The following is a 22,652-nucleotide window of genomic DNA, read 5'->3' as shown; positions in this document are numbered from 1 at the left end:
AAGGTACGGCGGTCAGAAGGCCGGCAGGACCGAGCCCTGGTACTTGTCCTCGATGAACTTCTTCACCTCGGGCGAGTGCAGCAGCGCCTCCAGCTTGACGATTCGGGGGTCGCTCTCGTCGCCGGTGCGCACCACGACCAGGTTCGCGTACGGGTTGTTCTCGCCCTTCTCCAGGGCTAGCGCGTCCTTGGCCGGGGTCAGGCCGGTCTCGATCGCGTAGTTGCCGTTGATCACCGAGACCGCGGTGTCCTCGAGGCTGCGCGGCAGCTGGGCGGCCTCCAGCGACTTGATCTTCAGGTTCTTCGGGTTGGCCGTGATGTCCTTCTCGGTGGCCTTGACGCCGGCGCCGTCCTTGAGCGTCAGCAGGCCGTTCGCGGCCAGCAAGTTGAGCGCGCGGCCCGAGTTGGACGGGTCGTTGGGAATGGCGACAACCCCGCCGGAGGGTACGTCGGCCAGGCTCTTGACCGTCTTGGAGTAGATGCCGAGCGGCTCGATGTGCACCGGCTTGAGGGCGGTGAACTTGTAGCCCTTGGCCGCGACCTCCTCCTCCAGGTACGGAATGTGCTGGAAGTAGTTGGCGTCGAGCTGCTTCTCCTGCAGGGCCACGTTGGGCTGGATGTAGTCGTTGAACTCGACGATGTCCAGCTTCAGACCCTGCGCGGCGGCCAGGTTGTCCTTGACGTACTTGAGGATCTCGCCGTGCGGAACCGGGCTGACCCCGACCTTGAGCGTGTCGCTGGCGGTCTCTTCCGAGGAGTCGGAGCCGCAGCCGGCGAGACCCAGGACGAGGGTCGCGGCGGCCAGGACGGCGGTGAGGGAGCGGCGGTGCATTGATTTTCCTTTCAGCGGTGCGCCAGGCGCCGAACGGCGAGGTCGCCGAGCGTCTGGATGAGTTGGACGAAAACGACTAGGACGACGACCGTCGCCACCATCACCTCGGTCTCGAAGCGCTGGTAGCCGTACCGGATGGCGATGTCACCGAGGCCGCCACCGCCCACCACGCCGGCCATCGCGGAGTACCCGACAAGCGCGATGACGGTGATGGTGAGGCCGGCCAGCAGGCCGGGGCGGGCCTCGCGGAGCAGGACCTTGCCGACGATCTGCCGCCGGGTGGCGCCCATCGCGACGGCCGCGGCGATCACGTCGCCGGGCACCTCGCGGAGCGCGGACTCGACGATCCGGGCGTAGAACGGGATGGCGCCGATGGTGAGCGGCACGATCGCCGCGGTGGTGCCGATCGTGGTGCCGACGACGGCCCGGGTGAACGGGATGACCGCGACCAGCAGGATGATGAACGGCAGCGAGCGCCCGATGTTGACGATCAGCCCGAGCACGCTGTTGACCACGGGCGCGGAGAGCAGGCCGCCGCGCGCGGTGAGCACCAGCAGGATGCCTAGCAGCAGCCCACCCACGGCGGTGAGCAGTGCCGAGACGCCCACCATCCAGGCCGTCTCCTGCAGCCCCTGACCGAGCAGTTCGGCCACCTCGGACCAGCTCATGACGCCACCAGGGCGCCACGGTCGCGCAGGAAGGCGGCCGCCGGAGCCGGGTCCCCGGTCACGCCGATGCGCAGCCGGCCGGCCCGGGTCGCGGCCAGGCTCTGCACCCCGCCGTCGAGCAGCCGCACGTCGATGTCGAGCGTGCGGGCCAGCGCCGACAGCAGCGGCTCGTCCGCACTGTCGCCGCTGACCGTGACGTCGAGCAGCGACTCCCCGTCGCGGGCCTGGGCGGCGGCCAGCGGGAACAACCCCCGGGCCAGCTCGGAGCCGGGTTCGCGGAGCAGGTCGGTCAGCGCGCCGGCCTCGGTGAACCGGCCGTCGCGCATCACCGCCGCCGACTGGCAGATCGTCTTGACCACGTCCATCTCGTGGGTGATGAGCAGGATGGTCAGCCCGAGCCGGCGGTTGAGGTCGAGCAGCAGGTCGAGGATCGAGCGGGTGGTGTCCGGGTCGAGGGCCGAGGTGGCCTCGTCGGAGAGCAGCACCTTGGGCCCGGCGGCGAGCGCGCGGGCGATGCCGACCCGCTGCTTCTGCCCGCCGGACAGCTGGGCCGGGTAGGCGCCGGCCCGGTCGGTGAGCCCGACCAGGTCGAGCAGTTCCGCGACCCGGCGGTGCCGCTCGGCCCGGGGCACCCCGGTGACCTCGAGCGGGAAGGCCACGTTGCCGGCCGCGGTCCGCGAGGAGAGCAGGGCGAAGTGCTGGTGGATCATGCAGAGCCGATGCCGGGCCGCGCGCAGCCCACGGCCGGGCAGTGCGGTCAGCTCCACGCCGTCCACCTCGACGGTGCCGGAGTCCGGCCGTTCGAGGAGGTTCACGCAGCGCAGCAGGGTGCTCTTGCCGGCCCCGCTCTGACCGAGGACGCCGTAGATCTCGCCCTCGCGGACGTGCAGATCGACACCGTCGACGGCCCGGACGTCGTGCCCGCGCGAACGGTAGGTCTTGTGCAGACCGCTGACTTGAATCACCGCGCGAACAGTAATTGCAGATTTCGGTGATTCGACAGATGTGTAACTACCGTCACCGCTTTCCGGTCGTTCTGTATAAAGCTCGCAACAATCGTATTTACAATTGCCCGGCGAAATGGCAGGCGACGCCTTCGGTCAGCGCCGGTTCCCGCTCGGCGCAGAGCGCCGGACGGTCCAGCTCGGCGTAACGCGGGCACCGCGCCCGGAAGCGGCAGCCGGGCGTCCGGGTCCCGGCGCCGGGTGGTTCGCCGATCAGCAGGATCCGCTCACGGCCGCGTTCCACCGCCGGGTCCGGGACCGGCACGGCCGACAACAGAGCCTGGGTGTACGGGTGCCGGGGCGCGCCGAACACCGAGTCGACATCACCGGTCTCGACGATCCGGCCGAGGTACATCACGCTGACCCGGTCGGCGATGGTCGCCACCACCGCGAGGTCGTGGGTGACGAACAGATAGGCCAGGCCGAGCCGCGCCTTCAGGTCGCGCAGCAGGTTGAGCACGCCGGCCTGCACCGACACGTCCAGGGCGGACACCGGCTCGTCCAGCACCAGCAGGGCCGGTTCGACGCTGAGCGCGCGGGCGATGGCGATCCGCTGCCGCTGCCCGCCGGAGAACTCGTGCGGGAACCGCTGGGCGTGCCCGGCCTCGAGACCGACCAGCCGGAGCACCTCGGGCACCCGCGCGGCGATCGCGGCCTCACGCGCGTGCTGGGCCCGCATCGGCTCGGCGATGATGTCACCGACCGGCAGGCGCGGGTCGAGACTGGCCATCGGGTCCTGGAAGACGAGCTGCACGTCACCGCGCAGGGCGGCCCGCCCGGCCGGGTCGAGGGTGCCGTCGATCCGGCGCCCGAGCAGCTCCACCGAACCGGCCTCGGGCGGCTCGAGTCGGAGTATCTCGAAAAGCGTCGTGGATTTACCGCAGCCGCTCTCGCCGACCAGCGCGAGCGTTTCTCCGCGCCGAATGTGCAGGTCGACGCCGTCCACCGCGAAGACGCTGCCGATTCGCCGTTTGAATACCTTTCCCCGGAACTGCGGAAACGTTTTGGCGAGGCCGCGGACGTCGAGCACCACCGGGCCGGCGGAAGTTCGAGCGGAAGGCGGCGCGTGTACCCCGTACACCTCGAATGGGTCTGATGGGATCTCGTCGGCACGACGGCAGGCCACCTGGTGGCCGGCCGGGCCGAGCAACGCCGGCTCGGCGGTCCGGCAGGCCGCCTCCATCATGGGACAGCGGTCGGCGAACGGGCATCCGGTGTGGTGCTGCGGGCTTGGTGGACGGCCCGGAATGGGTACGAGCGGGCGGTCCCGCCCGGCGTCGAGGCGCGGCAGCGCGCCGATCAACCCGAGGGTGTACGGCATCAGCGGGCGCGCGAACAGCTCGGCCGCGGTGGCCTGCTCGACCACTCGGCCGGCGTACATGACCGCCACCCGGTCGGCCATCCGGGCGATGACGCCGAGGTCGTGGCTGATCAGCACGAGCGCGGCACCGGTCTCGCGCTGGGCGGTGCGCAGCACGTCGAGGATCTGCGCCTGCACGGTGACGTCGAGCGCGGTGGTCGGCTCGTCCGCGATGATCAGGTCCGGGTCGTTGGCGATGGCCATCGCGATCATCACGCGCTGCCGCATGCCGCCGGAGAACTCCTCGGGGAACGCCTGCGCGCGTACCTCCGGGTCCGGAATCCCGACCAGGGTGAGCAGCTCGACGGCCCGGCGGGCGGCGGTGGCCCGGTCGACGTCGCGATGCGCGCGGACCGCCTCGGCGAGCTGGTCGCCGACCCGGTAGACCGGGGTCAGCGCGGACAGCGAGTCCTGGAACACGATGGCGACCCGGTTGCCGCGCAGCCGGTCCAGGGTGCGGCGGCTCGCGCCGATCACCTGCTCGCCGAGCACGCCGATCGAGCCGGTGACCGAGGCCTGGGCCGGCAGCAGGCCGAGGATGGCCAGCGCGGTGACCGACTTGCCGGAGCCGGACTCGCCGACGATGCCGAGCACCTCGCCGCGCCGCACGGTGAGGTCGACCCCGCGCACGACCGGCGCCGAACCGAAGCTCACGTGCAGGTCGTTGACGTCGAGCACGGCGTCGCCGGGCCGCCGGGTGGCCCGCGCCACCGGGCGGCCGATGGTGCGGGCGCTGCCCGAGGTGGGGTCGATGGCGTCGCGCAGGCCGTCGCCGACCAGGTTGACCGCGACCACGAAGACCACCAGCAGCACGGCCGGGAAGAAGAAGATCCAGGGATAGGTGACGGCCGAGGTGGTGCCGTCGGCGATAAGCGTGCCCAGCGAGACGTCGGGTGGCTGCACGCCGAAGCCGAAGTAGGACAGTGACGTCTCGGTCATCACCGCGCCGCCGACCGCGATGGTCGCGTCGATGATCAGGAAGGACGCGGTGCTGGGCAGGATGTGCCGGACGATGATGGTCAGCGGCCGTACGCCCATGAACTGCGCGGCCCGCACGAACTGCCGTTCCTTGAGCGAGATGGTCAGCGTGCGCACCACCCGGGCCGAGATCATCCAGCCGAAGATGGCGAGCAGGCCGATGAACGCCACCCAGCCGCCGGTACGCAGCCGAGGCGAGATGATCGAGATGATCAGGAACGACGGGAAGATCAGCAGCAGGTCGACCACGAACAGCAGGAGCCGCTCGGACCGGCCGCCGAAGTAACCGGCGACCGCGCCCACCAGCGCGGCCAGGGCGGTCGCCGAGACGGCCACGGCCAGGCCGATGAGCAGGGACTTCTGCAGTCCCCGTACGGTCTGGGCGAAGATGTCCTGGCCGATGCCGTTGGTTCCCCACCAGTGCGCGGGCGACGGCGGTTGCCGCAGGGCGGCGTAATCGATGTCGTGGTAGGACCACTGCGCGAACAGCGGCCCGGCGAAGGCCAGCACGAACAGCAGCGCCACCACGACCGTGCCGACCAAGGCGCCGCGATGCCGCAGGAATCGCCGGGCGGTGACCCGCAGCCGGCCGGCCGGGGCCCGCGCGGCGGTGTCGGCCGCCTCGGCCAGCAGTTCGGCGGACAGCTCAGCCATGCCGCACCCGGGGGTCGAGGGCGGCGTGCAGCAGGTCGGCGAGCAGCCCGGCCAGCAGCACGGTGCCGGCCGCGAACAGGTTGACCGCGACCACCGCGTTGACGTCGTTGTTGTTGATCGAGTCGATGAACCACTCGCCCATGCCGTGCCAGCCGAAGATCTTCTCGGTGAAGGTGGCGCCGGTCAGCACGCCCAGGAACCCGAACGCGAAGAACGTCGACATCGGAATGAGGGCGGTCCGCAGCCCGTGCTTGACCAGCACGGTCCGCCGGGAGAGACCTTTCGCGGCGGCGGTACGCAGGTAGTCGGAACCGAGTACGTCGAGCATCGCGCTGCGCTGATAGCGGCTGTAGGTGGCGAGCGTGGCCAGCCCGATCGACAGGGTCGGCAGCAGCAGGTGAATACCCCGGTCGGCGACGATCGCCGCGAACGAGCCCTGCAAGCCGGGTGTGCCCTCCCCGGTGAACGAGATCAGCTGCCGCCCGGTGGCCTGATTGAGCGCGAGCGCGCCGATCTTCAGCAGCAGCGCGAGCAGGAACGTCGGCGTGGACAGCAGCACGAACGCGACGAGCGTGGTGACCCGGTCGGACAGCCGGTACTGCCGGACCGCACCCCACACGCCCACGGCTACGCCGAGCACGGTGCCGAGCAGCGTGCCGACCACGAGCAGCCGCAGGCTGACCCCGACCCGGCGGCCGAACTCGTCGTTGACCGAGCCGCCCTTGATGCTGAGCCCGAGGTCGCCGTGCACCGCCGCGACGGCCCAGTGCCCGAACCGCACCACCACCGGCTGTTCCGGGTCGAGCCCGAGCACCGCGAGCTGGGCCTCGACCTGCGCGGCCGGCGGGGGCGGCTGGCGGGCCTGGAAGTAGGCGCGGGGCGACAGCGCGGTCGCCGCGAGCAGGTAGGACAGGAACGCGGCCACCACCATCAGCACGGCGAAGTAGCCCAGCCGTCTTGCGAAGTAGCCGAGCACGCGATCACCGTAACCAGGACCTGATACAAGCTTGTATCGAAGATCTTAAGGATTCTTGCCTGTCGATGGAATAGGAATAACGTGTGCCGGTATGAAACGGGCATTAGTCATCCTGGCGACGGCGACCCTGCTCGCCGCGTGCAGCGGCGGTAGCGGCGACACCGCGACCACCACTCAATCGGCGGCGCCGAAGACCGGCAGCACCGACATCAACGCACAGCCGCGGGACGCGCTGAAGACCGGCGGCACGCTCAACCTGTCGATCCAGCAGTGGATCACCCAGTACAACGTCGGGCAGGTCGACGGCACCCAGGGCGACGGCCAGGCGATCCTGGCGATGACCCAGCCCCGGCTGTGGCATCTGGACGAGAGCGCGAAGGCGACGGTCAACCCGGACGTGCTGGTGTCGGCCGAGGCGGCCGGGCCGGTGGTCACCTACAAGCTCAACCCGCTCGCCACATGGTCGGATCAGACGCCGATCACCTGGCAGGACTTCGCCACCCAGTGGAAGACCCGCAACGGCACCGACAAGCGGTTCCAGCTCTCCGGCAGCACCGGGTACGACAGCATCACCGGTGTCGAGAAGGGCGCCGACGACCGCGAGGTCAAAGTAACTTTCCGGGAGCCGTACGCCGATTGGCAGTCTCTTTTTGATCCCCTTCTGCCGGGCAGTGCGCTGGACACGCCGGAGAAGTTCAACACCGGGTGGATCGAGAAGGTCCCGGTGTGGGGCGGCCCGTGGAAGATCGGCACCGCCGACAAGACCGCGCAGACCATCACGCTGGTCCCGAACCCCGACTACTGGGGCACCAAGCCGGTGCTCGACAAGGTGGTGTTCCGGGCGCTGGACTCGGCCGCGATCACCGACGCCTACCTGAACAAGGAGATCGACCAGGCGCCGGCCCGCCAGCCCGACGACTACAAGCGGGTGGCCGGCGACGCAACCACCAAGATCCGCACCGGTGGCCGCTGGGACGAGACCATCCTCAGCCTGGGCAGCAAGGGCCCGCTCGCCGACGTGCGGGTGCGGCAGGCGATCGGCGCCGCGATCGACCGGGACGCGATCGCCAAGGCGCAGTCGTCCGGCCTGCCGTTCGCGGTGCACACCGTCGGCAACCACTTCTACATGCCGAGCCAGGACGGGTACGCCGACAACGCCGGCGAGTACGGAAAGCTCGACCTGGACCGGGCCAAGTCGCTGCTGAAGGAGGCCGGCTACACCGGCGCCAAGCTCGTCTACGTGGTCAGCGCGAGCAGCACCTCGACCGTCCCGCAACTGGTCCAGAACATGCTGTCCCAGGCCGGCATCAACGTCGAACTGCGCAAGGTCCCCGGCAACGACTTCTTCGAGAAGTACGTCAACCGCGGCTCCTTCGACCTCGTCTCGTTCCGCAACGTCGACCAGGTCTTCCCGTCGCTGTCCTACCCGGCCTTCCTCAGCAACGGCGAGCAGAATTACGGCAAGATCGGTTCACCGGAGATCGACAAGCTGATCGCCCGGGCCGCCGTCGAGACCGACCACGCCAAGCAGGCCACCCTGCTCAACCAGGTCGACGCGCTGCTCTGGCAGGAGGAACACTCGATCGCGCTGTTCCAGACCCCGCAGATCCTGGCGGTGCGGGACGGGCTGGCCAACTTCGGCGCCTATGGGCTGCGCGACGATCGGCAGTACACGGAGGTGGGTTTCGTCAAATAACGCCGCCCTCCAGCTTTAACGTATAGCGGAGCGGGGGGCTTGCGGCAAGACCCGGGTGGTGGCGCAGAATCGTCGACCGTTGGCCACCACCTGCGGAAACGGGGCACGCGTGCGGTATGTCAGGGTGCTCGGCGAACAGCGGCTAGAGCTCGTCGGCGGTAAGGGCGCGAACCTGGGGGCGCTGACCCGGATGGACGGGGTCAGCGTCCCGCCCGGCTTCTGCGTGACGACCGACGCGTACCGCCGGGTTGTGCTTCCGGTGTTGTCTCTTCCGGACGTGGACGACCTTCGCGGGACCATCGAGGGGATCGCCATCCCGGACGATCTCGCGGCCGAGATCGCCGACGCGCTCGGCCCGGGCGCTTATGCCGTGCGGTCCAGCGCGACGGCCGAGGACCTGCCGGGCGCGTCGTTCGCCGGGCAGCAGGACTCCTACCTGAACATCGAGGGCACGGCGGCGATCCTCGCGCACGTCAGCCGGTGCTGGGCCTCGCTGTTCACCGAGCGGGCGGTGGCCTACCGGCGGCACCACGGGATCGACGACCGTACCGTCCGGATGGCCGTGATCGTGCAGCAGATGGTCCCGGCGGAGGCCGCCGGGGTGCTGTTCACCGCCGATCCGGTCACCGGGGATCGGAAGGTCGCCGCGGTGGAGGCCGTGCCCGGCCTCGGCGAGGACCTGGTCTCCGGCCGGGCCAACCCGGACCTTTTCACGCTGCGCGATGGCAAGGTCGTCGCGAAGACGATCGCCCGCGACCGGCCCACCCTGACCGACGATCAGGCCGTACGGCTGGGAGCGCTCGGCCGGCGAATCGAGCTTCACTTCGGGCGGCCGCAGGACATCGAATGGTGTCTGGCCGGCGACGAGTTCGCGATCGTGCAGAGCCGGCCGATCACCACTCTCTTCCCCGTGCCCGAACCGCGCGACCAGGAGAATCACGTCTACGTGTCGGTCGGCCACCAGCAGATGTGGACCGAGCCGATGATGCCGCTCGGGCTCTCCGTGCGGCGGCTGAACATGCCGCCGTCGACGGTCGAGGCCGGTGGGCGGTTGTTCGTCGACGTCGCCGCGGTGCTGGCCTCGCCCGCGCGGCGAGCGGGCCTGTTAGCCATGTGGAAGTCCGATCCGCTGGTCGGGGACGCGCTGCGGATCATCGCCGAGCGCGACTTCGTCCCGTCGGTGGCGGACGGCTCGCCGGGCGTGAGCCCACCGGCTCCGCCCGCTCCCCTGCCGACCGATCCGGCCATCCCCGCCGAGCTGATCGCGCAGAGCGAGGCGTCGGTGGCCGCCCTGAAGGAGGCGATCCGGGGGCGGTCGGGAGCGGATCTTGTGGACTTCGTGCTGGCCGACATGCAGGAGCTGAAGCGCCTGCTGTTCGATCCGCGGAACCACCAGGCGATCATGGCCGGGATGGAGGCCACCTGGTGGCTCAACGACCATCTCGAACAGTGGCTGGGCGAGAAGAACGCCGCCGACGTCCTGACCCGCTCGGTCCCACACAACATCACCTCAGAGATGGGCCTGGAACTGCTCGACGTGGCGGACGCTTTCCGCCCGTACCCATCGCTCCTTGCTCTTTCTTCTTCTCTTTCGTCCCCCGCCGGCCTGCGCCTTTTGCTTGATGAGCTTCCCCGCAAGGCGGGCGCGGCTCTGCGGGCCTGGCTTGATCGGCATGGCATGCGGTGCGTCGGGGAGATCGACATCACCCGGCCGCGCTGGAGCGAGCAGCCGGAGACGCTGCTGCCGCTGATCCTCGGCAATATCCGCAATTTCGAGGCGGGCGCGAACCGGCGGCTCTTCGAGGAGGGGCGCGCGGCGGCGCGAGCGGCCGAGGACGGGTTCCTGGCCCGGCTGCGCGAGCTGCCGGACGGCGAGGCGAAGGCCACCGAGGTGGCCGCGATGATCGACCGGCTGCGCACCTTCGCCGGTTATCGCGAATACCCGAAGTACTTCATGATGCGCCGCTACTTCATCTGGAAGCTGGCCCTGCTCGACGAGGCCGACCGGCTGGTGCGCGACGGCGTGCTCCCCGACCGGACCGACATCTTCTACCTCACGCTGCCCGAACTCGGCGAGGTCACGCGCACGCAACTCGCCGACCTCGGGCTGATCGACCGGCGCCGCGAGGAATTCCGATCGTACGAGGCACTCACCCCGCCCCGGGTCTACACCTCGGACGGCGAGGTGATCACCGGCTCGTACCGCCGCGACGACGTGCCCGCCGGCGCCCTGGTAGGCCTGCCGGTCTCAACCGGCACGGTAGAGGGCCGGGCGAGGGTCCTGCTGGACATGGCCGAGACCGACCTGGAACCGGGCGACATCCTGGTCACCCCGCACACCGACCCGAGCTGGACCCCGGTGTTCGTCACCGTGGCCGGCCTGGTCACCGAGGTAGGCGGCCAGATGACACACGGCGCGGTGATCGCCCGCGAATACGGCCTGCCCGCCGTGGTAGGCGTCCCGAATGCCACCCACCTGATCCCCGACGGCGCGCAGATCCGCGTGCACGGAACCGACGGCTACATCGAGATCCTCTAGTTATATGTACGCCCGTACACACCATGTGTACGATCGTACGCATGAGCCTCCTGACCCCCGCCCGGCCTGAGCTACAGCTGAGGCAGGCCCGGTTCGCGGTCGCCGCCCTGTTCTTCACGAACGGCGCGTTGTTCGCCAACCTGATCCCGCGCTACCCGCAGATCAAGGCCGACCTGGGGCTCAGCAACGCGGTCTACGGCCTGTCGGTGGCCGCTTTCCCCACCGGCGCGATCGTGGCCGGCCTGGCCGCCGGGGTCCTGGTCCGCCGCTTCGGCTCAGCCACGGTCGCCACCGCCGGCACCCTGCTGACCGCGCTGGGCGTGCTGTTCGCCGGGGTGGCCCCCACGGTGGCGCTGTTCGCAGCGGTCCTGTTCCTGGCCGGCGCCATGGACGCCATCACGGATGTGGCCCAGAACGCCCACGGCCTGCGGGTGCAGCGCCGCTACGGCCGCTCCATCATCAATTCCTTCCACGCGATCTGGTCAATAGGAGCGGTAACGGGCGGCGCAATGGCCGCCGCCGCAATAGCCCTGGACCTACCGCGCAGCGTGCACCTGGGCTTCTCCGGCGCCCTGTTCGTAGTCGTAGCCTTCGTAGCCCACCGCTTCTGCCTACCCGGCCCCGAACCAACCGACCAGGAATCCCCCGATCAGAACCAAACCAGCCTGGAACACGCCACCCCAGGAGCAGCCAACCCGGGCCCGGCCAACCTGGGCGCGGCCAACCTGGGCGCGGCCAACCTGGGCGCGGCCAACCTGGGCGCGGCCAACCTGGGCCCGGCCAACCTAGGAGCGGGCGAGCTCGGAGCGGCCAATCCGGGAGCGGCCAACCTAGGAGCAGCCAACCCGGGAGCGGGCAACCTGGGAGCGGGCAACCTGGGCGCAGCCAACCTGGGCCCGGCCAACCTGGGAGCGGGCAAGCTCGGAGCGGCCAATCCGGGAGCGGCCAACCTAGGAGCAGCCAACCTGGGAGCGGGCAACCTGGGAGCGGGCAACCTGGGAGCGGGCGAGCTCGCAGCGGCGGGGGCGGGCGTCCCTGGGCCGGGGCGCGTGGCGGCCGTCCGCGCGGCGGTTGGTCCGCGGATCTGGCTGATCGTCGGCGCGCTGGTGCTGATCGCCATTGGCGGCACCCTCGTGGAGGACGCCGGCAACTCCTGGGCAGCGGTCTACCTGTCCGGGTCCTCACTGCACGCGGCCGCCGCGGTAGCCGCGTGGGGCTACATCGCCCTGGTAGGCGCCCAGTTCGTGGGCCGGCTCATCGGCGACCGCCTGGTAGACCGCTTCGGCCAGCGCACGGTAGCCCGAGCCGGCGGCGTGATCGTCGCGGCCGGCATGGGCCTGGCCCTGGCGGTACCCACCGTCCCCGGCACGATCCTAGGTTTCGCCGCGGCCGGCTTCGGCGTAGCCACCCTGGTCCCGGCCGCGATGCACGAAGCCGACGAACTCCCCGGCCTACGCCCCGGCACCGGCCTGACCGTAGTCTCCTGGCTGATGCGCCTAGGCTTCCTGCTCTCCCCACCGGTGGTAGGCGCAGTAGCCGACGCCACCAGCCTGCGAGCCGGCCTCCTGGTAGTCCCCATCGCCGGCATCCTGGTAATCCTCCTGGCCGGCGTCCTGCAGCCCCGCCGCCCCCAGACCCAAGCCGCAAAGTAGCCAAATCCACCGCCGCCAGAAACGCACCCGGCCCCTCCCCGGCGACCAGAGCAACCCGCCCCACAGCCGACCTTGCGGAGTCCCGGTCAGCTCCGAGCGGGATTCCCCCAAGATCGCCCGCAGCCCGAAACCCTCAGCCGGCGCAAAGCCAGCCGCAGGCCGACTCACGGCCAATCTTGCGGAGTTCCCGTCAGCTCCTGACAGCACCTCCGCAAGATCGGCCATGGGCCGGCGCCACACGAGCGAGGAGCGCGGGCCAAGACCGCTCAAGCAAGACCCCGGGCCGGGCCTGCGGCCGACCTTGCGGGGTTCGCGTCAGCTCCTGACAGCACCTCCGCAAGATCGGCCATGGGCCGGAAACGCACGAGCGAGGAGCACGTGCCGAGACCGCTCAAGCGAGGCCGCAGGCCAGGACACGGGCCGGGCGCCGCCGATCTTGCGGAGTTCCCGTCAGCTCCTGACAGCAACTCCGCAAGATCGGCCGCAGGCCGGGGCCGCACGAGCGAGGAGCACGGGCCAAGACCGCTCAAGCAAAGCCGCAGGCCAGGACACGGGCCAGGCCTGCGGCCGACCTTGCGAGGCTCGCGTCAGCTCCTGACAGCACCTCCGCAAGATCGGCCATGGGCCGGGAACGCACGAGCGAGGAGCACGGGCCGAGACCGCTTAAGCAAGCCGCAGACCGGGCCGCGGGGCCGGGCCGCGGCCGACCTTGCGGGGTTCGCGTCAGCTCCTGACAGCACCTCCGCAAGATCGGCCATGGGCCGGGAACGCACGAGCGAGGAGCACGGGCCGAGACCGCTCAAGCGAGGCCGCAGGCCAGGACGCGGGCCGGGCGCCGCCGATCTTGCGGAGTTCCCGTCAGCTCCTAACAGCAACTCCGCAAGATCGGCCGCAAGCCGGGGCCGCACGGGCGAGGGGCTCGGGGTGGGGCTCCGCAGGCATCGGGCTCGGGGTGGGGCCGTGCTGGAGGTGGGGTGGGCTAGGCCGGCGGGGTTAGGCGAAGCGGGTTGTGGCCAGGGCTGCGGTGGCCAGCAGGCCTAGGCCGTTGGTGGCCCAGTGCAGGGCGGCTGCGGCCAGCAGGCTGCCGCTTCGGCGGCGCAGTTCGCATAGCAGTAGGCCGGCCACCGCGGTGAAGGCGACCGCTCCTAGGACCGCCAGTACGCGGCCGGTTGTGGTTTGGCCGAAGGCTGCGCCTACTGCCTGGTTGGCGCTGTTCAGGCGTAGGGACGGGAGGATGTGCCACAGGCCGAACAGGACCGATGACGTGATGCTGGCCCAGGTGGCGCCTCGGTGGCGGTTTATCAGGCCCAGCAGCACGCCTCGGAAGGCGATCTCCTCCAGCAGTACCGTGCCCAGTGGGACCACGATGAAGGCGGTCATCAGGGCCGCGCCGGGGTGCAGGTGGTAGCGGACGTCCTGGAAGGCGGGGCGGGTCAGCGGCAACGCTATGCCGATCGCGTAGACGACCGCCACCGTCAGCACGGCGCCCACCGCGTACTTCAGGCCGGGCAGCAGGGTGTGCCGCGACATGCCGAGGTCACGCCAGCTCAAGCCCGCCCGGCGGGCGATCAGCACCAGCAGCAGCGCCACCACCGGGCCGGCGACCAGGCCGGTGTGCTGGGGGCCGAACTTGTCGGCGACGTTGACGGCCGCCAGGACCAGCACCACGGCGCCGAGAAGGAGGGCAAGGCGGAGCCGCGGGCGTTCGATCGGGGTAGGCATCGGCACAAAGCGTACCCACGTTTCCGGACCCGGCCCGGAGGGTAGCCAGGGGTCACCGCGACCGCACGTTGGAGGAGCCCCGGATGGCCTGGATAGACGAAGTGCGCCAGCGGGCTCGGACGCGGATGCAGCAGGCGCAGCGGGATGAGCTGGCGCCGCCCTTCGTGGCCGACGACTCGCTGGAGACAGCTACCCCGGTCGTCATGGTCGACGCCTCCCCGAAGATCGACGACGGCCTGCCGCGGGCGGTACGCATCGCGGGGGCCTGGTCGTGGCGGATCATCCTGTTCGTGGCGGCGATCTACGTGCTGCTGCGGGTCGTGGTTCTGCTGCGCATCGTGGTCATCCCGGTGGCGGTGGCGATCCTGCTCGCCGCGCTCTTCCAGCCGGTCACCGCGTGGCTGCGGCGGCACGGCATGAACCGGTCGCTCGCCTCGGGGCTGGTCCTGGTCGGCGCGCTGATCGTAGTCTTCGGCGGGCTCGGCCTGATCGTGAACACCGTGGTCGGGCAGATCGACACGCTGGGCACCCAGTTCGGGGACGGGGTGCGGGAGGTGCAGGACTGGCTGGCCAAGGGGCCGCTGCACATCTCCCAGCAGCAGGTGGACGACGCGATCGCCCAGTTCCAGACGTCGATCACCGCCAACAAGGGGCGGCTCACCACCGGTGCGCTGAACACCGCCACCACCGTGACCGAGCTGGGCGCCGGGTTCTTCCTGACGCTGTTCACGCTGTTCTTCTTCCTGCGCGACGGCGGCGACATCTGGCGCTTCCTGTGCCGGCTGCTGCCGCGTCCGGCCCGGGTGCCGACCGCGCGAGCGGGGCACTACTCGTGGCACACGCTGGTGTCCTACGTGCACGCCACCGTGCTGGTCGCCTTCGTCGACGCGATCGGGATCGGGGCCGGCCTGTTCATCCTGGGAGTGCCGCTCGCCCTGCCGCTGGCCGCGCTGGTGTTCCTAGGAGCGTTCATCCCGGTGGTCGGCGCCACCGTCACCGGCGTGGTCGCGGTGCTCGTCGCCCTGGTCACGGTCGGGCCGGTCAAGGCGCTGATCGTGCTGGGCGTGGTGATCGCGGTCCAGCAGCTCGAGGGGCACGTGCTCCAGCCGCTGATCATGGGCCGGGCGGTGGCTCTGCACCCGCTCGCGGTGATCCTGTCGATCGCCTCCGGCGTGGTGCTGGCCGGCATCGTCGGCGGCCTGGTCGCGGTCCCGATCCTCGCGGTGCTCAACACCGCGATCCGCTACCTGGCCCAGCACCCGACGGGCGAGCCCACCCCGGACCGGGAGCCACCCGGCACGAAGCCGGCCGACGAGGCTGAGGCCGAGGCTGAGGCTGAGGCTGAAAAAAGGGACAACGACCCGGCTGCCCCTCCGTCGGCTCGCACTTCCCTGGAGAGCACAACGCCTTAGGTCCACCTGAGCCGATCTTCAAGGACTCCTTAAGGATTGGGTGATCGGGGGCATAGCTCCGGATAGTGGGCAGTCGCGCCGCCCCACCGGCGCCCGCCCGCGCCCGTGGGGCGGCCCACCGATCGACTAGGACCTCTCGTGCCCTCGCGTCACCGCAAGCCCACCCGGACCCGCTACGTCGTCATGGCCGGCGTCACCGTCGCCGTGCTCGGCGCCACCGCGACGGGGGTCGCCTCGGCACGAACGTTCCACCGCTCGGAGGCCAAGCCGGCCGCCGCATCGCTCGGCCCGGCCACCACCACCGAGGCCACCGCGGGCCAGCGCCGGCCCCGGCCGACCAGGACCACCGCCACGCCGACCAGCACGCCGGCGACCACCGCGCCGACAACGCAGCCGACCAGCGCGGCCCCCACGACGACGGCACCGACCACGGAGCCGACGACCGTGCCGGCCACCACGTCGCCGACCACCGCCGCGCCGACAAACCCGACCACAAACCCGACGACAAGCCCGACGACGAGCCCGGCCACCGACCCGGTCATCGCGGCCGCCCTGGCGCACATCAACGCCGCCCGCACCGCCGAGGGCCTGTCCACGCTGACCCTGAGCCCGCAGCTCTCGGCCGCCTCAGCCGCGCACAACGCCCTGATGGCCGGCGGCTGCGGCCTGTCACACCAGTGCAGCGGCGAGGCCGGCCTAGGCGACCGGTTCACCGCGGCCGGCGTCTCCTGGAGCTCGGCCGGCGAGAACATCGGCCAGGGCAACGCGTCGAACACCGAGGCGTCGATCATCACGGCCGCCAACGGCCTGACCGACCTGATGCTGGCCGAGGTGGCCCCGAACGACGGTCACCGCAAGAACCTGCTCAACACCGGCTTCAAGCGGATCGGCCTCGCGGTGACCCGGGACGCCAACGGCAAGGTGTGGTTCACCCAGGATTTCGTCAACTGAGAAGCAGTTAGCTGACGGGCTTGGACTCCTTCAGGAAGCCCGAAAGCTGGGTCATGTACGCGGCCTGGGACACGTAGTCCAGGCCGGGCGAGCTCCACGGGTGGAACTGACCGGACTTGGCCGCCGCGGTGGTAGCGAACGTCGGCTGCTTGAGCAGCTCGGCCTGCTGGTAACCGCTCGAGTTCAGCAGCACCATGTCGCCGCCGATCTTCCCGGCGTTCTCCCAGCTGTAGGTGCCCCAGTAGAACCCCTCCGGGGTAGGCGCGAAGAACTTGACCCCGAGGTCGCTGTAGAGGCGCAGGGCCGGGTCGTCCTGCGCCTTGGCCACGCTGACCCCGTCGGCGTCGGCATAGAGGGCGACAACCTCGACCTGACTCGCGGCCGCAGTGGTCTGCAGGTCGGTCTTCGCCGCCGTGTACGCCTTCTCGGCAGTAGCGACGGTCTCGGCCGAGGCGCCGAGCGAAGTGGCCAGCTCGGTGGTCCGCTTGATCACGTCGGCGCCGTCGCCGCCCATCTTCAGGGTCACGATCGGCGCGATCTTGGCGATCTGGGTCTGCTGGGCGACGTCCTTGAAGCCGTAGTCCGGCTGGGTGGGATCGATCGTGCCCTTGGTGTCGGTCGGGTAGACGTCGGCCACGATGATGTCCGGCGCGGCCTCGGTGAGCTTCTCCACGTCGATCTCGCCGTACGTCGCGCCGACCTCGGTGATGCCGGTGGTATCCACGCCCTCGAAGCGCGGGTCGGTCTTGATCGAGGCGTACCCGAACGCGGCGACCGGCTTGATGCCGTACTTCGCGAGCGACACCACCACCTCGCTGAGCCCGGCGACCCGGGCCGGCCGGTGGTCGAGGGTGACCGTCTTGCCGAGATCGTCGGTGAAGCTCCACGGGCCGTCCGAGGTGGCGGCGGCCGCGTCCGGCGTGGACGAGCCGCTGGAGCATCCGGTGAGCAGCAGGGCGGTGGCCGCTACCGCGGCGACGAGGATTCTCATGAGGGGCCTTCCTCGGGAACCACCAGCGGGGTTCCGGTGACAGGGTCGGGGACGACGCGGGCATCCAGGTCGAACGCCGTGCGCAGGACGGAAGGGGTGAGCACCTCGGCCGGGGTGCCGTCGGCGACGACGGCGCCGCGGTGCAGCACGACGAGCCGGTCGGAGTACCGGGCGGCCAGCGACAGGTCGTGCAGGACCATCACCACGGTGGCGCCCGAGTCGCGGTTGATCCGGCGCACCAGCCGCAGCACCGAGAGCTGGTGGGTGAGGTCGAGGAAGGTGGTCGGCTCGTCCAGCAGCAGGGTGCCGGCCTGCTGGGCGACGACCAGAGCGATCCACACCCGCTGGCGCTGCCCGCCGGAGAGCGCCCCGACGTCCCGGTCGGCGACCTCGGACAGGCCGGTCGCGGCCAGCGCCTCGGCGACGATCGCGGCGTCCTCGGCCGACCAGGGCCGGGCCCAGGTCTGGTGCGGGTTGCGCCCGCGCATGACCAGCTCGCGGACGCTGATGCCGGTCGGCGCGGACGGGCTCTGCGGCAGGATCGCCAGCCGCCGGGCGACCTCCTTGGTCCCGATCGAGGTGATCGCGGAGCCTTCGAGCAGCACTTCGCCGGAAGACGGCTTGAGGATCCGGCCGAGGGTCTTGAGCAGGGTGGACTTGCCGCTGCCGTTGGCGCCGACCAGGGTGGTGATCTGCCCGCTCTCGATGCTGAGGTCGAGCCCGTCGAGCACCACCGTGCCGTCGTAGGCGACCCGCAGGCCGCGCGCTTCGAGGGCCGTGGTCATGAGATGAACTCCCTACGGTGCCGGATCAGCAGCCAGATCAGATAGGGCGCACCGACGACGGTGGTCAACAGGCCGACCGGGACCACCCACGGGAAGACGGTCCGGGCGGCCAGGTCGGCGCCGACCACCAGGCACCCGCCGAGCAGGCCGGAGAGCACGATCGGCGGCCGGGAGGCGGCGGCGATCCGCACCGCGATCTGCGGCACCACGAACGCGACGAACCCGATCGGGCCGGCCGCGGCCACCGAGGAGCCGGTGAGGACCACGGTGAGCGCGATGACCAGCAGCCGGTGCCGCTGTACGCCGAGCCCGACCCCGGTCGCCGTCTCGTCACCGAGCTGCGCGATGGCCAGCGGCGCCGAGCAGGCCACCGCGAGCGGCCCGGCCACCGCGGTGACGATCAGCAGCGGCCGGACGCCGTCCCAGGTGGTCCCGTTGAGGCTGCCGACCAGCCACGCGGTGGCCTGGGTGGCCTCGATGATCTGGGCCCGAACCAGCAGGTAACTGGTGAAGGCGGTGAGCACCGACCCGACCCCGATGCCGACCAGGATGAGCCGGTAGCTCTCCACCCCGTTGCGCCAGCCGAGCCCGTAGGTGACCGCCGAGGCGATCAGCGCCCCGGCGATGGCGGCGGCCGGGATGCCACTGCCGAGCAGCAGCCCGGTGACCGCGTAGGTACCGCCGCCGAGCACGATCGCGCCGACCGCGCCGGCCGACGCCCCGGCGGTGACCCCGATGATGTCCGGGGTGGCGAGCGGGTTCCGGGTGAAGGTCTGGGTCAAGGCACCGGCAATACCGAGACAGAGGCCGACGAGTACGCCGGTGAGCACCCGTGGCAGCCGCAGCTCGACGACGATCAGGTGCTGCGCGTGGGTGCCGCCGCCGAGCAGCGTGCGCACGACGTCGGCCGGCCCGATGGTCGCGCTGCCGGCCGCGATCCCGGCCACCACCAGCACGAGCAGCAGGATCAGCGCACCGATCGAGATCAGCAGGGCGCGGGGCCGGAACGGCACCCCGATCGGCCCGAATTCAAACCCGCTCATAGCGCTGCCAGCGATCGGCGCCGGGCTACGGCCACGAAGAACGGCCCGCCGAGTACGGCGAGGACGATGCCGACCTGGACCTCGCCGGTGCCGCCGATCATCCGCCCGACCACGTCGGCCCCGAGCACCAGGCTGATGCCGAGCAGCGCCGAGGCCGGCAGCAGCCACCGGTGTCCGGCGCCGACAAGTGGCCGGGCCAGGTGCGGCACGACCAGCCCGACGAACCCGACCGGCCCGGCGGCTGCGGTGGCGGCGGCGGTCAGCAGAGTGATCGCGGCCAGCCCGACGACCCGGGCGACGAGCACGTTCTCGCCGAGCCCGCGGGCCATCTCCGTGCCGAGACTGAGGTTGTCCAGAGCCCGGGTGTTGAGCACCGCGAGCAGCAGGCCGGCCGCCGCGAACGGCAGCACCGCGACGGCAACGCCGGTCGGCCGCCCGGAGAGCGACCCGACCACCCACAGCCGGTAGGCCTCGAGGGCGTCCCGGTCGGCCAGCACGATGAACGAGGTGAGCGCGTCGAGCAGGGCGGACACCGCCGCGCCGGCCAGCGCCATCGGCACCGGGCTGGCCGGTTCGCTGCCGGCCGCCGTGATGCCGAATACGGCGACGCTCGCGATCAGCGCCCCGACCACGGCGAACACCACGGTGAAGGCATTGCCGGTGACGCCAAAAACGAAGACGCCGATCACCACGGCCAGCCCGGCCCCGGCGGAAACCCCGAAAATACCCGGATCGGCGAGGGGATTGCGGGTGTGTCCCTGCATCAGGGTCCCGGCCACGCCGAGACAAACCCCGACAATGACCCCCAGGATCGTACGGGGAATCCGCACGCCGAAGATGATCGCGTGCAGGTCTTCCGGGGCCGACCCGGAGTGGAAAAGCGTGTCCCAGACCTGCCCGGCGCTCAGCCGGCTGCTGCCGAACGCGAGGCTGGCCAGCACGGCGAGCATCGCCAGAAGCGTGAGCGCGCCGATGATCCCGGGGCGCCGCAACGACGCCGGAATGATCAACGAGGCGGGCACGCGAGGTAGCTTAGGCTAGCCTTACATCGCCACCCAGGCGGGTCAGGACATGGTGACCCGGTAGACCGCGCCGGCCAGGTCGTCACTGACATAGAGAGCGCCATCCGGCCCCTGCACCGCCGCCACCGGCCGGCCCCACCGCGAGCCGTCGGTGCTCTGGAAACCGGTGATCAGCGTCTGCTGCGGACCGAGCGTGCCGTCCCGCCAGGCGAAGAACGACACCTCGGGCGAGCGCGGCGGCTTCCGGTTCCACGAGCCGTGAATGCCGGCCAGCGCTCCCACCCCGTACTCTCCGGAAAGGCCCGGCGAAGTCGCGAAGCTCAGCCCCAGCGGCGCGCTGTGCGCGCCCATCCCCTGCTCGACCGGGGGCAGTGCCGCACAGTCGAGCTTCGAACCGTCGGCGTTGGTCTGCAGGTCACGCACAAACGGGCGCTTGGTGTAGCTGAACGTCGTGCTCTTCTCGCCCGGCTGCAGGTCGGGGTCGGGATTGCAGTACGGCCAGCCGAGGTCGCGCCCCTGGGTCAGCCGGGCCAGCGGTTCGAGCGGGTGGTCGTTGACGTACCCCACGATGACCTTGCCCTGGTCCGAGTCGCCGTCGCCGTCGTAGTCCTGGTCGTACGGATATTCGGTGTTGTCCCGGTTGTTGACCGCGGTCCACACCCCGCCGTCCGGGTCGATCGCGAGCCCGGTGCCGTTGCGCACGCCGTGCGCGAACGTGCTGGCCGCCCCGCCGCCCGGCGGGATCCGCAGGATCGCGGCCGCCTCCGGACTGGCCGACCGGTCCTCCGGGGTCACGTTGCCGGACGAGCCGATCGAGAAGTAGACCGCGTGGTCGGCGCCGACCGCGACGCTCTTCAGCGCGTGCGCGTACTTACCGCCCAGTTCCGGGCTCTTGGTGTCGGGCAGTCCGCCGGCCACCACCTGCTTGCCGGAGAGCCGGCCGTCCCGGTAGGTGAAGGAGTCGATCTGGTTGCTCTCGGCCAGATAGAGCTTGTCGCCGTCGAAGGCCAGGCCGTGCGGCTGGGTCAGCCCGCCGATCAGCGTCGACTGGATGGGCGGGGCATCGCCCGAGCCCGGGGTCAGCGCCACAACGTCGCCGGCGCCCGGCCGGGAGACCAGCAGCTTCTTGTCCGGCGTCCAGGCCAGCAGCCGGGCGCTGGGCACCCGCGCCCAGACGCTGACCGTCCAGCCGGGCGGCGCCTGCACCTGCCGGGCCTGGTCGAACGGCGCCGCCCCGGTGCCCTCGAGCGCCCGCACCGCGGTGGTGGCCAGGCCGGGCGGCACGGTCACCGGGGCGGCCGGTGCCGCCGGTTCGGCCGAGGAGGTCAAGGTACACGCGGCCAGCGCGAGCGCCAGACCGCCGGCCAGCGCCGAACGCGCCACGATCGTCATCCGGCGATCTTTACCCATCCACGCCACCTCCAGCCAATCTCGGCTCGGTCTGACGTTTCCGATTGATCGTCGATCTTGCGGGTAGGCCAAAGGGCACGCTGATCATGGAGAGCCGGGCGCACCGGACCATCTACGACGGCTGCGTGTTCGCCCGCGGCCAGGGTGCCACGATGCAGCGCTTCCGCAGCGGCGACGTCGCCACCCTGGAGAAGCTGCTCAAGGAGGCCACCGCCCGGCCGGTGATGGTCTGCATGGACGGGGTCAACAGCATGACCGGCGACGTGCCCGACCTGCGGGTCTACGCCCGGCTCTGCCGGGAGTACGACGCGGTGCTGTACGTGGACGACGCGCACGGGATGGGCGTGATCGGCGAGCGCGGCCCGGCCGAGACCTCGCCGTACGGGATGCGCGGCAACGCGATCGTCAAGCACAGCGGCGAGACCTACGACAACATCGTGCTGGTGGGCGGCTTTTCCAAGGCGTACTCGTCGCTGTTGGCCTTTCTGGCCCTGCCCACCGCGATGAAGGACCGGCTCAAGGTGGCCGCGCCGACCTACCTCTATTCCGGCCCGGCGCCGGTGGCGTCGCTGGCCACGGTCTGGGCCGGCCTGGATGTCAACGAGAAGCGCGGCGACGAGCTGCGCGGTCATCTCTACCGGCTGACCGCGAAGCTCCTCGGGCACGTGCGCGGCCTCGGCCTGCACACCCTCAATGTGGACGACACCCCGGTGGTGGAGATTCCGATCTCGGCCGAGCACGACCTGATCGAGGTGTCCGAGCGGCTGTGGCGGGCCGGGCAGTACGTGACGCTCGCCCCCTACCCGGGCGTGCCGCGCGACGAGATCGGCTTCCGGATCCAGCTCACCGCGGCGCACACCGACGCCCAGGTGGACGAGCTCAACAACGTGCTGACCTCGCTGGCGAAGGACGGCGCGCTGCGGCCGGCCATCCCCCGTCAGCGCCGTCCTTCCTGACG

The 22,652-nt window shown here is 70.8% G+C and carries 17 protein-coding genes; 6 read left to right on the top strand and 11 right to left on the bottom strand.

Translation table 11 applies throughout. The annotated features are described in order from the left end of the window. Positions 1-12: 12 nt before the first annotated feature. The 5 genes from Ate02nite_RS22225 to Ate02nite_RS22205 all read right to left on the bottom strand — a co-directional run bounded on the left by Ate02nite_RS22225 (position 13) and on the right by Ate02nite_RS22205 (position 6,471). The gene (locus tag Ate02nite_RS22225; RefSeq protein ID WP_203808547.1) at positions 13-831 is read right to left on the bottom strand and encodes a MetQ/NlpA family ABC transporter substrate-binding protein; all 819 of its coding nucleotides are present in this window, start codon (positions 829-831) and stop codon (positions 13-15) included. An 11-nt stretch (positions 832-842) separates the two neighbouring features. Next, positions 843-1,499 (bottom strand): methionine ABC transporter permease, encoded by a 657-nt coding sequence (locus tag Ate02nite_RS22220; protein WP_203808546.1) that lies wholly within the window; start codon positions 1,497-1,499, stop codon positions 843-845. Next, positions 1,496-2,464, bottom strand: a complete 969-nt coding sequence (locus Ate02nite_RS22215) for a methionine ABC transporter ATP-binding protein (RefSeq protein WP_239147596.1) — start codon at positions 2,462-2,464, stop codon at positions 1,496-1,498. The genes Ate02nite_RS22220 and Ate02nite_RS22215 overlap by 4 nt, the downstream gene beginning before the upstream one ends. A 97-nt stretch (positions 2,465-2,561) precedes the next feature. Further along, positions 2,562-5,495, bottom strand: coding sequence for a dipeptide ABC transporter ATP-binding protein (locus Ate02nite_RS22210; protein WP_203808544.1), 2,934 nt, complete (start codon positions 5,493-5,495; stop codon positions 2,562-2,564). Further along, a complete protein-coding gene (locus Ate02nite_RS22205) occupies positions 5,488-6,471 on the bottom strand; it encodes an ABC transporter permease (RefSeq protein WP_203808542.1) in 984 nt (327 codons plus the stop codon). The genes Ate02nite_RS22210 and Ate02nite_RS22205 overlap by 8 nt, the downstream gene beginning before the upstream one ends. 91 nt (positions 6,472-6,562) lie before the next feature. Here Ate02nite_RS22205 and Ate02nite_RS22200 point away from each other — a divergent pair, with 91 nt between their 5' ends. The 3 genes from Ate02nite_RS22200 (at position 6,563) to Ate02nite_RS22190 (ending at position 12,358) form a co-directional block, all read left to right on the top strand. Next, positions 6,563-8,167: an ABC transporter family substrate-binding protein gene (locus Ate02nite_RS22200; protein ID WP_203808540.1), complete on the top strand. Its 1,605-nt coding sequence runs from the start codon at positions 6,563-6,565 to the stop codon at positions 8,165-8,167. Between the two features lie 109 nt (positions 8,168-8,276). Continuing rightward, a complete protein-coding gene (locus tag Ate02nite_RS22195; protein ID WP_239147595.1) occupies positions 8,277-10,706 on the top strand; it encodes a phosphoenolpyruvate synthase in 2,430 nt (809 codons plus the stop codon). Positions 10,707-10,747: 41 nt separating this feature from the next. After that, entirely contained in the window at positions 10,748-12,358 is a 1,611-nt protein-coding gene (locus Ate02nite_RS22190) for an MFS transporter (protein WP_203808538.1), read from the top strand. 993 nt (positions 12,359-13,351) lie between these two features. On the opposite strand, the gene Ate02nite_RS22185 is transcribed toward Ate02nite_RS22190, so the two are convergent. Further along, complete coding sequence (locus Ate02nite_RS22185) at positions 13,352-14,080, bottom strand: CPBP family intramembrane glutamic endopeptidase (protein WP_203808536.1); 729 nt, start codon at positions 14,078-14,080, stop codon at positions 13,352-13,354. Positions 14,081-14,163: 83 nt separating this feature from the next. Between Ate02nite_RS22185 and Ate02nite_RS22180 the strand changes: the two genes are divergently transcribed. Together Ate02nite_RS22180 and Ate02nite_RS22175 are read left to right on the top strand one after the other, a co-directional pair. Then, positions 14,164-15,492, top strand: coding sequence for an AI-2E family transporter (locus Ate02nite_RS22180; RefSeq protein WP_203808534.1), 1,329 nt, complete (start codon positions 14,164-14,166; stop codon positions 15,490-15,492). A 138-nt stretch (positions 15,493-15,630) separates the two neighbouring features. Continuing rightward, positions 15,631-16,443, top strand: coding sequence for a CAP domain-containing protein (locus tag Ate02nite_RS22175; RefSeq protein ID WP_239147594.1), 813 nt, complete (start codon positions 15,631-15,633; stop codon positions 16,441-16,443). Between the two features lie 7 nt (positions 16,444-16,450). Here Ate02nite_RS22175 and Ate02nite_RS22170 read toward each other — a convergent pair whose 3' ends face one another. From Ate02nite_RS22170 to Ate02nite_RS22150, 5 genes are read right to left on the bottom strand one after another with little or no spacing between them, the layout of a single operon-like run. Then, on the bottom strand, positions 16,451-17,434 hold the full coding sequence (locus Ate02nite_RS22170) for an ABC transporter substrate-binding protein (protein WP_203808532.1): 984 nt from the start codon (positions 17,432-17,434) through the stop codon (positions 16,451-16,453). Then, positions 17,431-18,219, bottom strand: a complete 789-nt coding sequence (locus Ate02nite_RS22165) for an ABC transporter ATP-binding protein (RefSeq protein ID WP_203808530.1) — start codon at positions 18,217-18,219, stop codon at positions 17,431-17,433. The genes Ate02nite_RS22170 and Ate02nite_RS22165 overlap by 4 nt, the downstream gene beginning before the upstream one ends. Further along, positions 18,216-19,262, bottom strand: a complete 1,047-nt coding sequence (locus Ate02nite_RS22160) for a FecCD family ABC transporter permease (RefSeq protein ID WP_203808528.1) — start codon at positions 19,260-19,262, stop codon at positions 18,216-18,218. Before Ate02nite_RS22160 ends, Ate02nite_RS22165 begins: the two co-directional genes overlap by 4 nt. Next, positions 19,259-20,284, bottom strand: a complete 1,026-nt coding sequence (locus Ate02nite_RS22155; RefSeq protein ID WP_239147593.1) for a FecCD family ABC transporter permease — start codon at positions 20,282-20,284, stop codon at positions 19,259-19,261. The genes Ate02nite_RS22160 and Ate02nite_RS22155 overlap by 4 nt, the downstream gene beginning before the upstream one ends. 42 nt (positions 20,285-20,326) lie before the next feature. Then, complete coding sequence (locus Ate02nite_RS22150) at positions 20,327-21,694, bottom strand: PQQ-dependent sugar dehydrogenase (protein ID WP_239147592.1); 1,368 nt, start codon at positions 21,692-21,694, stop codon at positions 20,327-20,329. A gap of 44 nt (positions 21,695-21,738) precedes the next feature. Between Ate02nite_RS22150 and Ate02nite_RS22145 the strand changes: the two genes are divergently transcribed. Then, positions 21,739-22,650: an aminotransferase class I/II-fold pyridoxal phosphate-dependent enzyme gene (locus tag Ate02nite_RS22145; protein WP_239147591.1), complete on the top strand. Its 912-nt coding sequence runs from the start codon at positions 21,739-21,741 to the stop codon at positions 22,648-22,650. Positions 22,651-22,652 lie beyond the last annotated feature (2 nt).

It is taken from the genome of Paractinoplanes tereljensis (assembly GCF_016862435.1).
Lineage (GTDB): Bacteria > Actinomycetota > Actinomycetes > Mycobacteriales > Micromonosporaceae > Actinoplanes > Actinoplanes tereljensis.
Note: the sequence above shows the minus strand (reverse complement) of the source record. Positions and strands in the feature narration are given on the sequence as shown.

What these genes read in the sequence shown, in the direction of transcription:
- Ate02nite_RS22200 (WP_203808540.1), top strand. Translation starts at nt 6,563, where the DNA reads ATGAAACGGGCATTAGTCATCCTGGCGACGGCGACCCTGCTCGCCGCG.
- Ate02nite_RS22160 (WP_203808528.1), bottom strand. Translation starts at nt 19,262, where the DNA reads ATGAGCGGGTTTGAATTCGGGCCGATCGGGGTGCCGTTCCGGCCCCGC.
- Ate02nite_RS22210 (WP_203808544.1), bottom strand. Translation starts at nt 5,495, where the DNA reads ATGGCTGAGCTGTCCGCCGAACTGCTGGCCGAGGCGGCCGACACCGCC.
- Ate02nite_RS22150 (WP_239147592.1), bottom strand. Translation starts at nt 21,694, where the DNA reads ATGGGTAAAGATCGCCGGATGACGATCGTGGCGCGTTCGGCGCTGGCC.
- Ate02nite_RS22165 (WP_203808530.1), bottom strand. Translation starts at nt 18,219, where the DNA reads ATGACCACGGCCCTCGAAGCGCGCGGCCTGCGGGTCGCCTACGACGGC.
- Ate02nite_RS22190 (WP_203808538.1), top strand. Translation starts at nt 10,748, where the DNA reads ATGAGCCTCCTGACCCCCGCCCGGCCTGAGCTACAGCTGAGGCAGGCC.
- Ate02nite_RS22185 (WP_203808536.1), bottom strand. Translation starts at nt 14,080, where the DNA reads ATGCCTACCCCGATCGAACGCCCGCGGCTCCGCCTTGCCCTCCTTCTC.
- Ate02nite_RS22220 (WP_203808546.1), bottom strand. Translation starts at nt 1,499, where the DNA reads ATGAGCTGGTCCGAGGTGGCCGAACTGCTCGGTCAGGGGCTGCAGGAG.
- Ate02nite_RS22225 (WP_203808547.1), bottom strand. Translation starts at nt 831, where the DNA reads ATGCACCGCCGCTCCCTCACCGCCGTCCTGGCCGCCGCGACCCTCGTC.
- Ate02nite_RS22180 (WP_203808534.1), top strand. Translation starts at nt 14,164, where the DNA reads ATGGCCTGGATAGACGAAGTGCGCCAGCGGGCTCGGACGCGGATGCAG.
- Ate02nite_RS22170 (WP_203808532.1), bottom strand. Translation starts at nt 17,434, where the DNA reads ATGAGAATCCTCGTCGCCGCGGTAGCGGCCACCGCCCTGCTGCTCACC.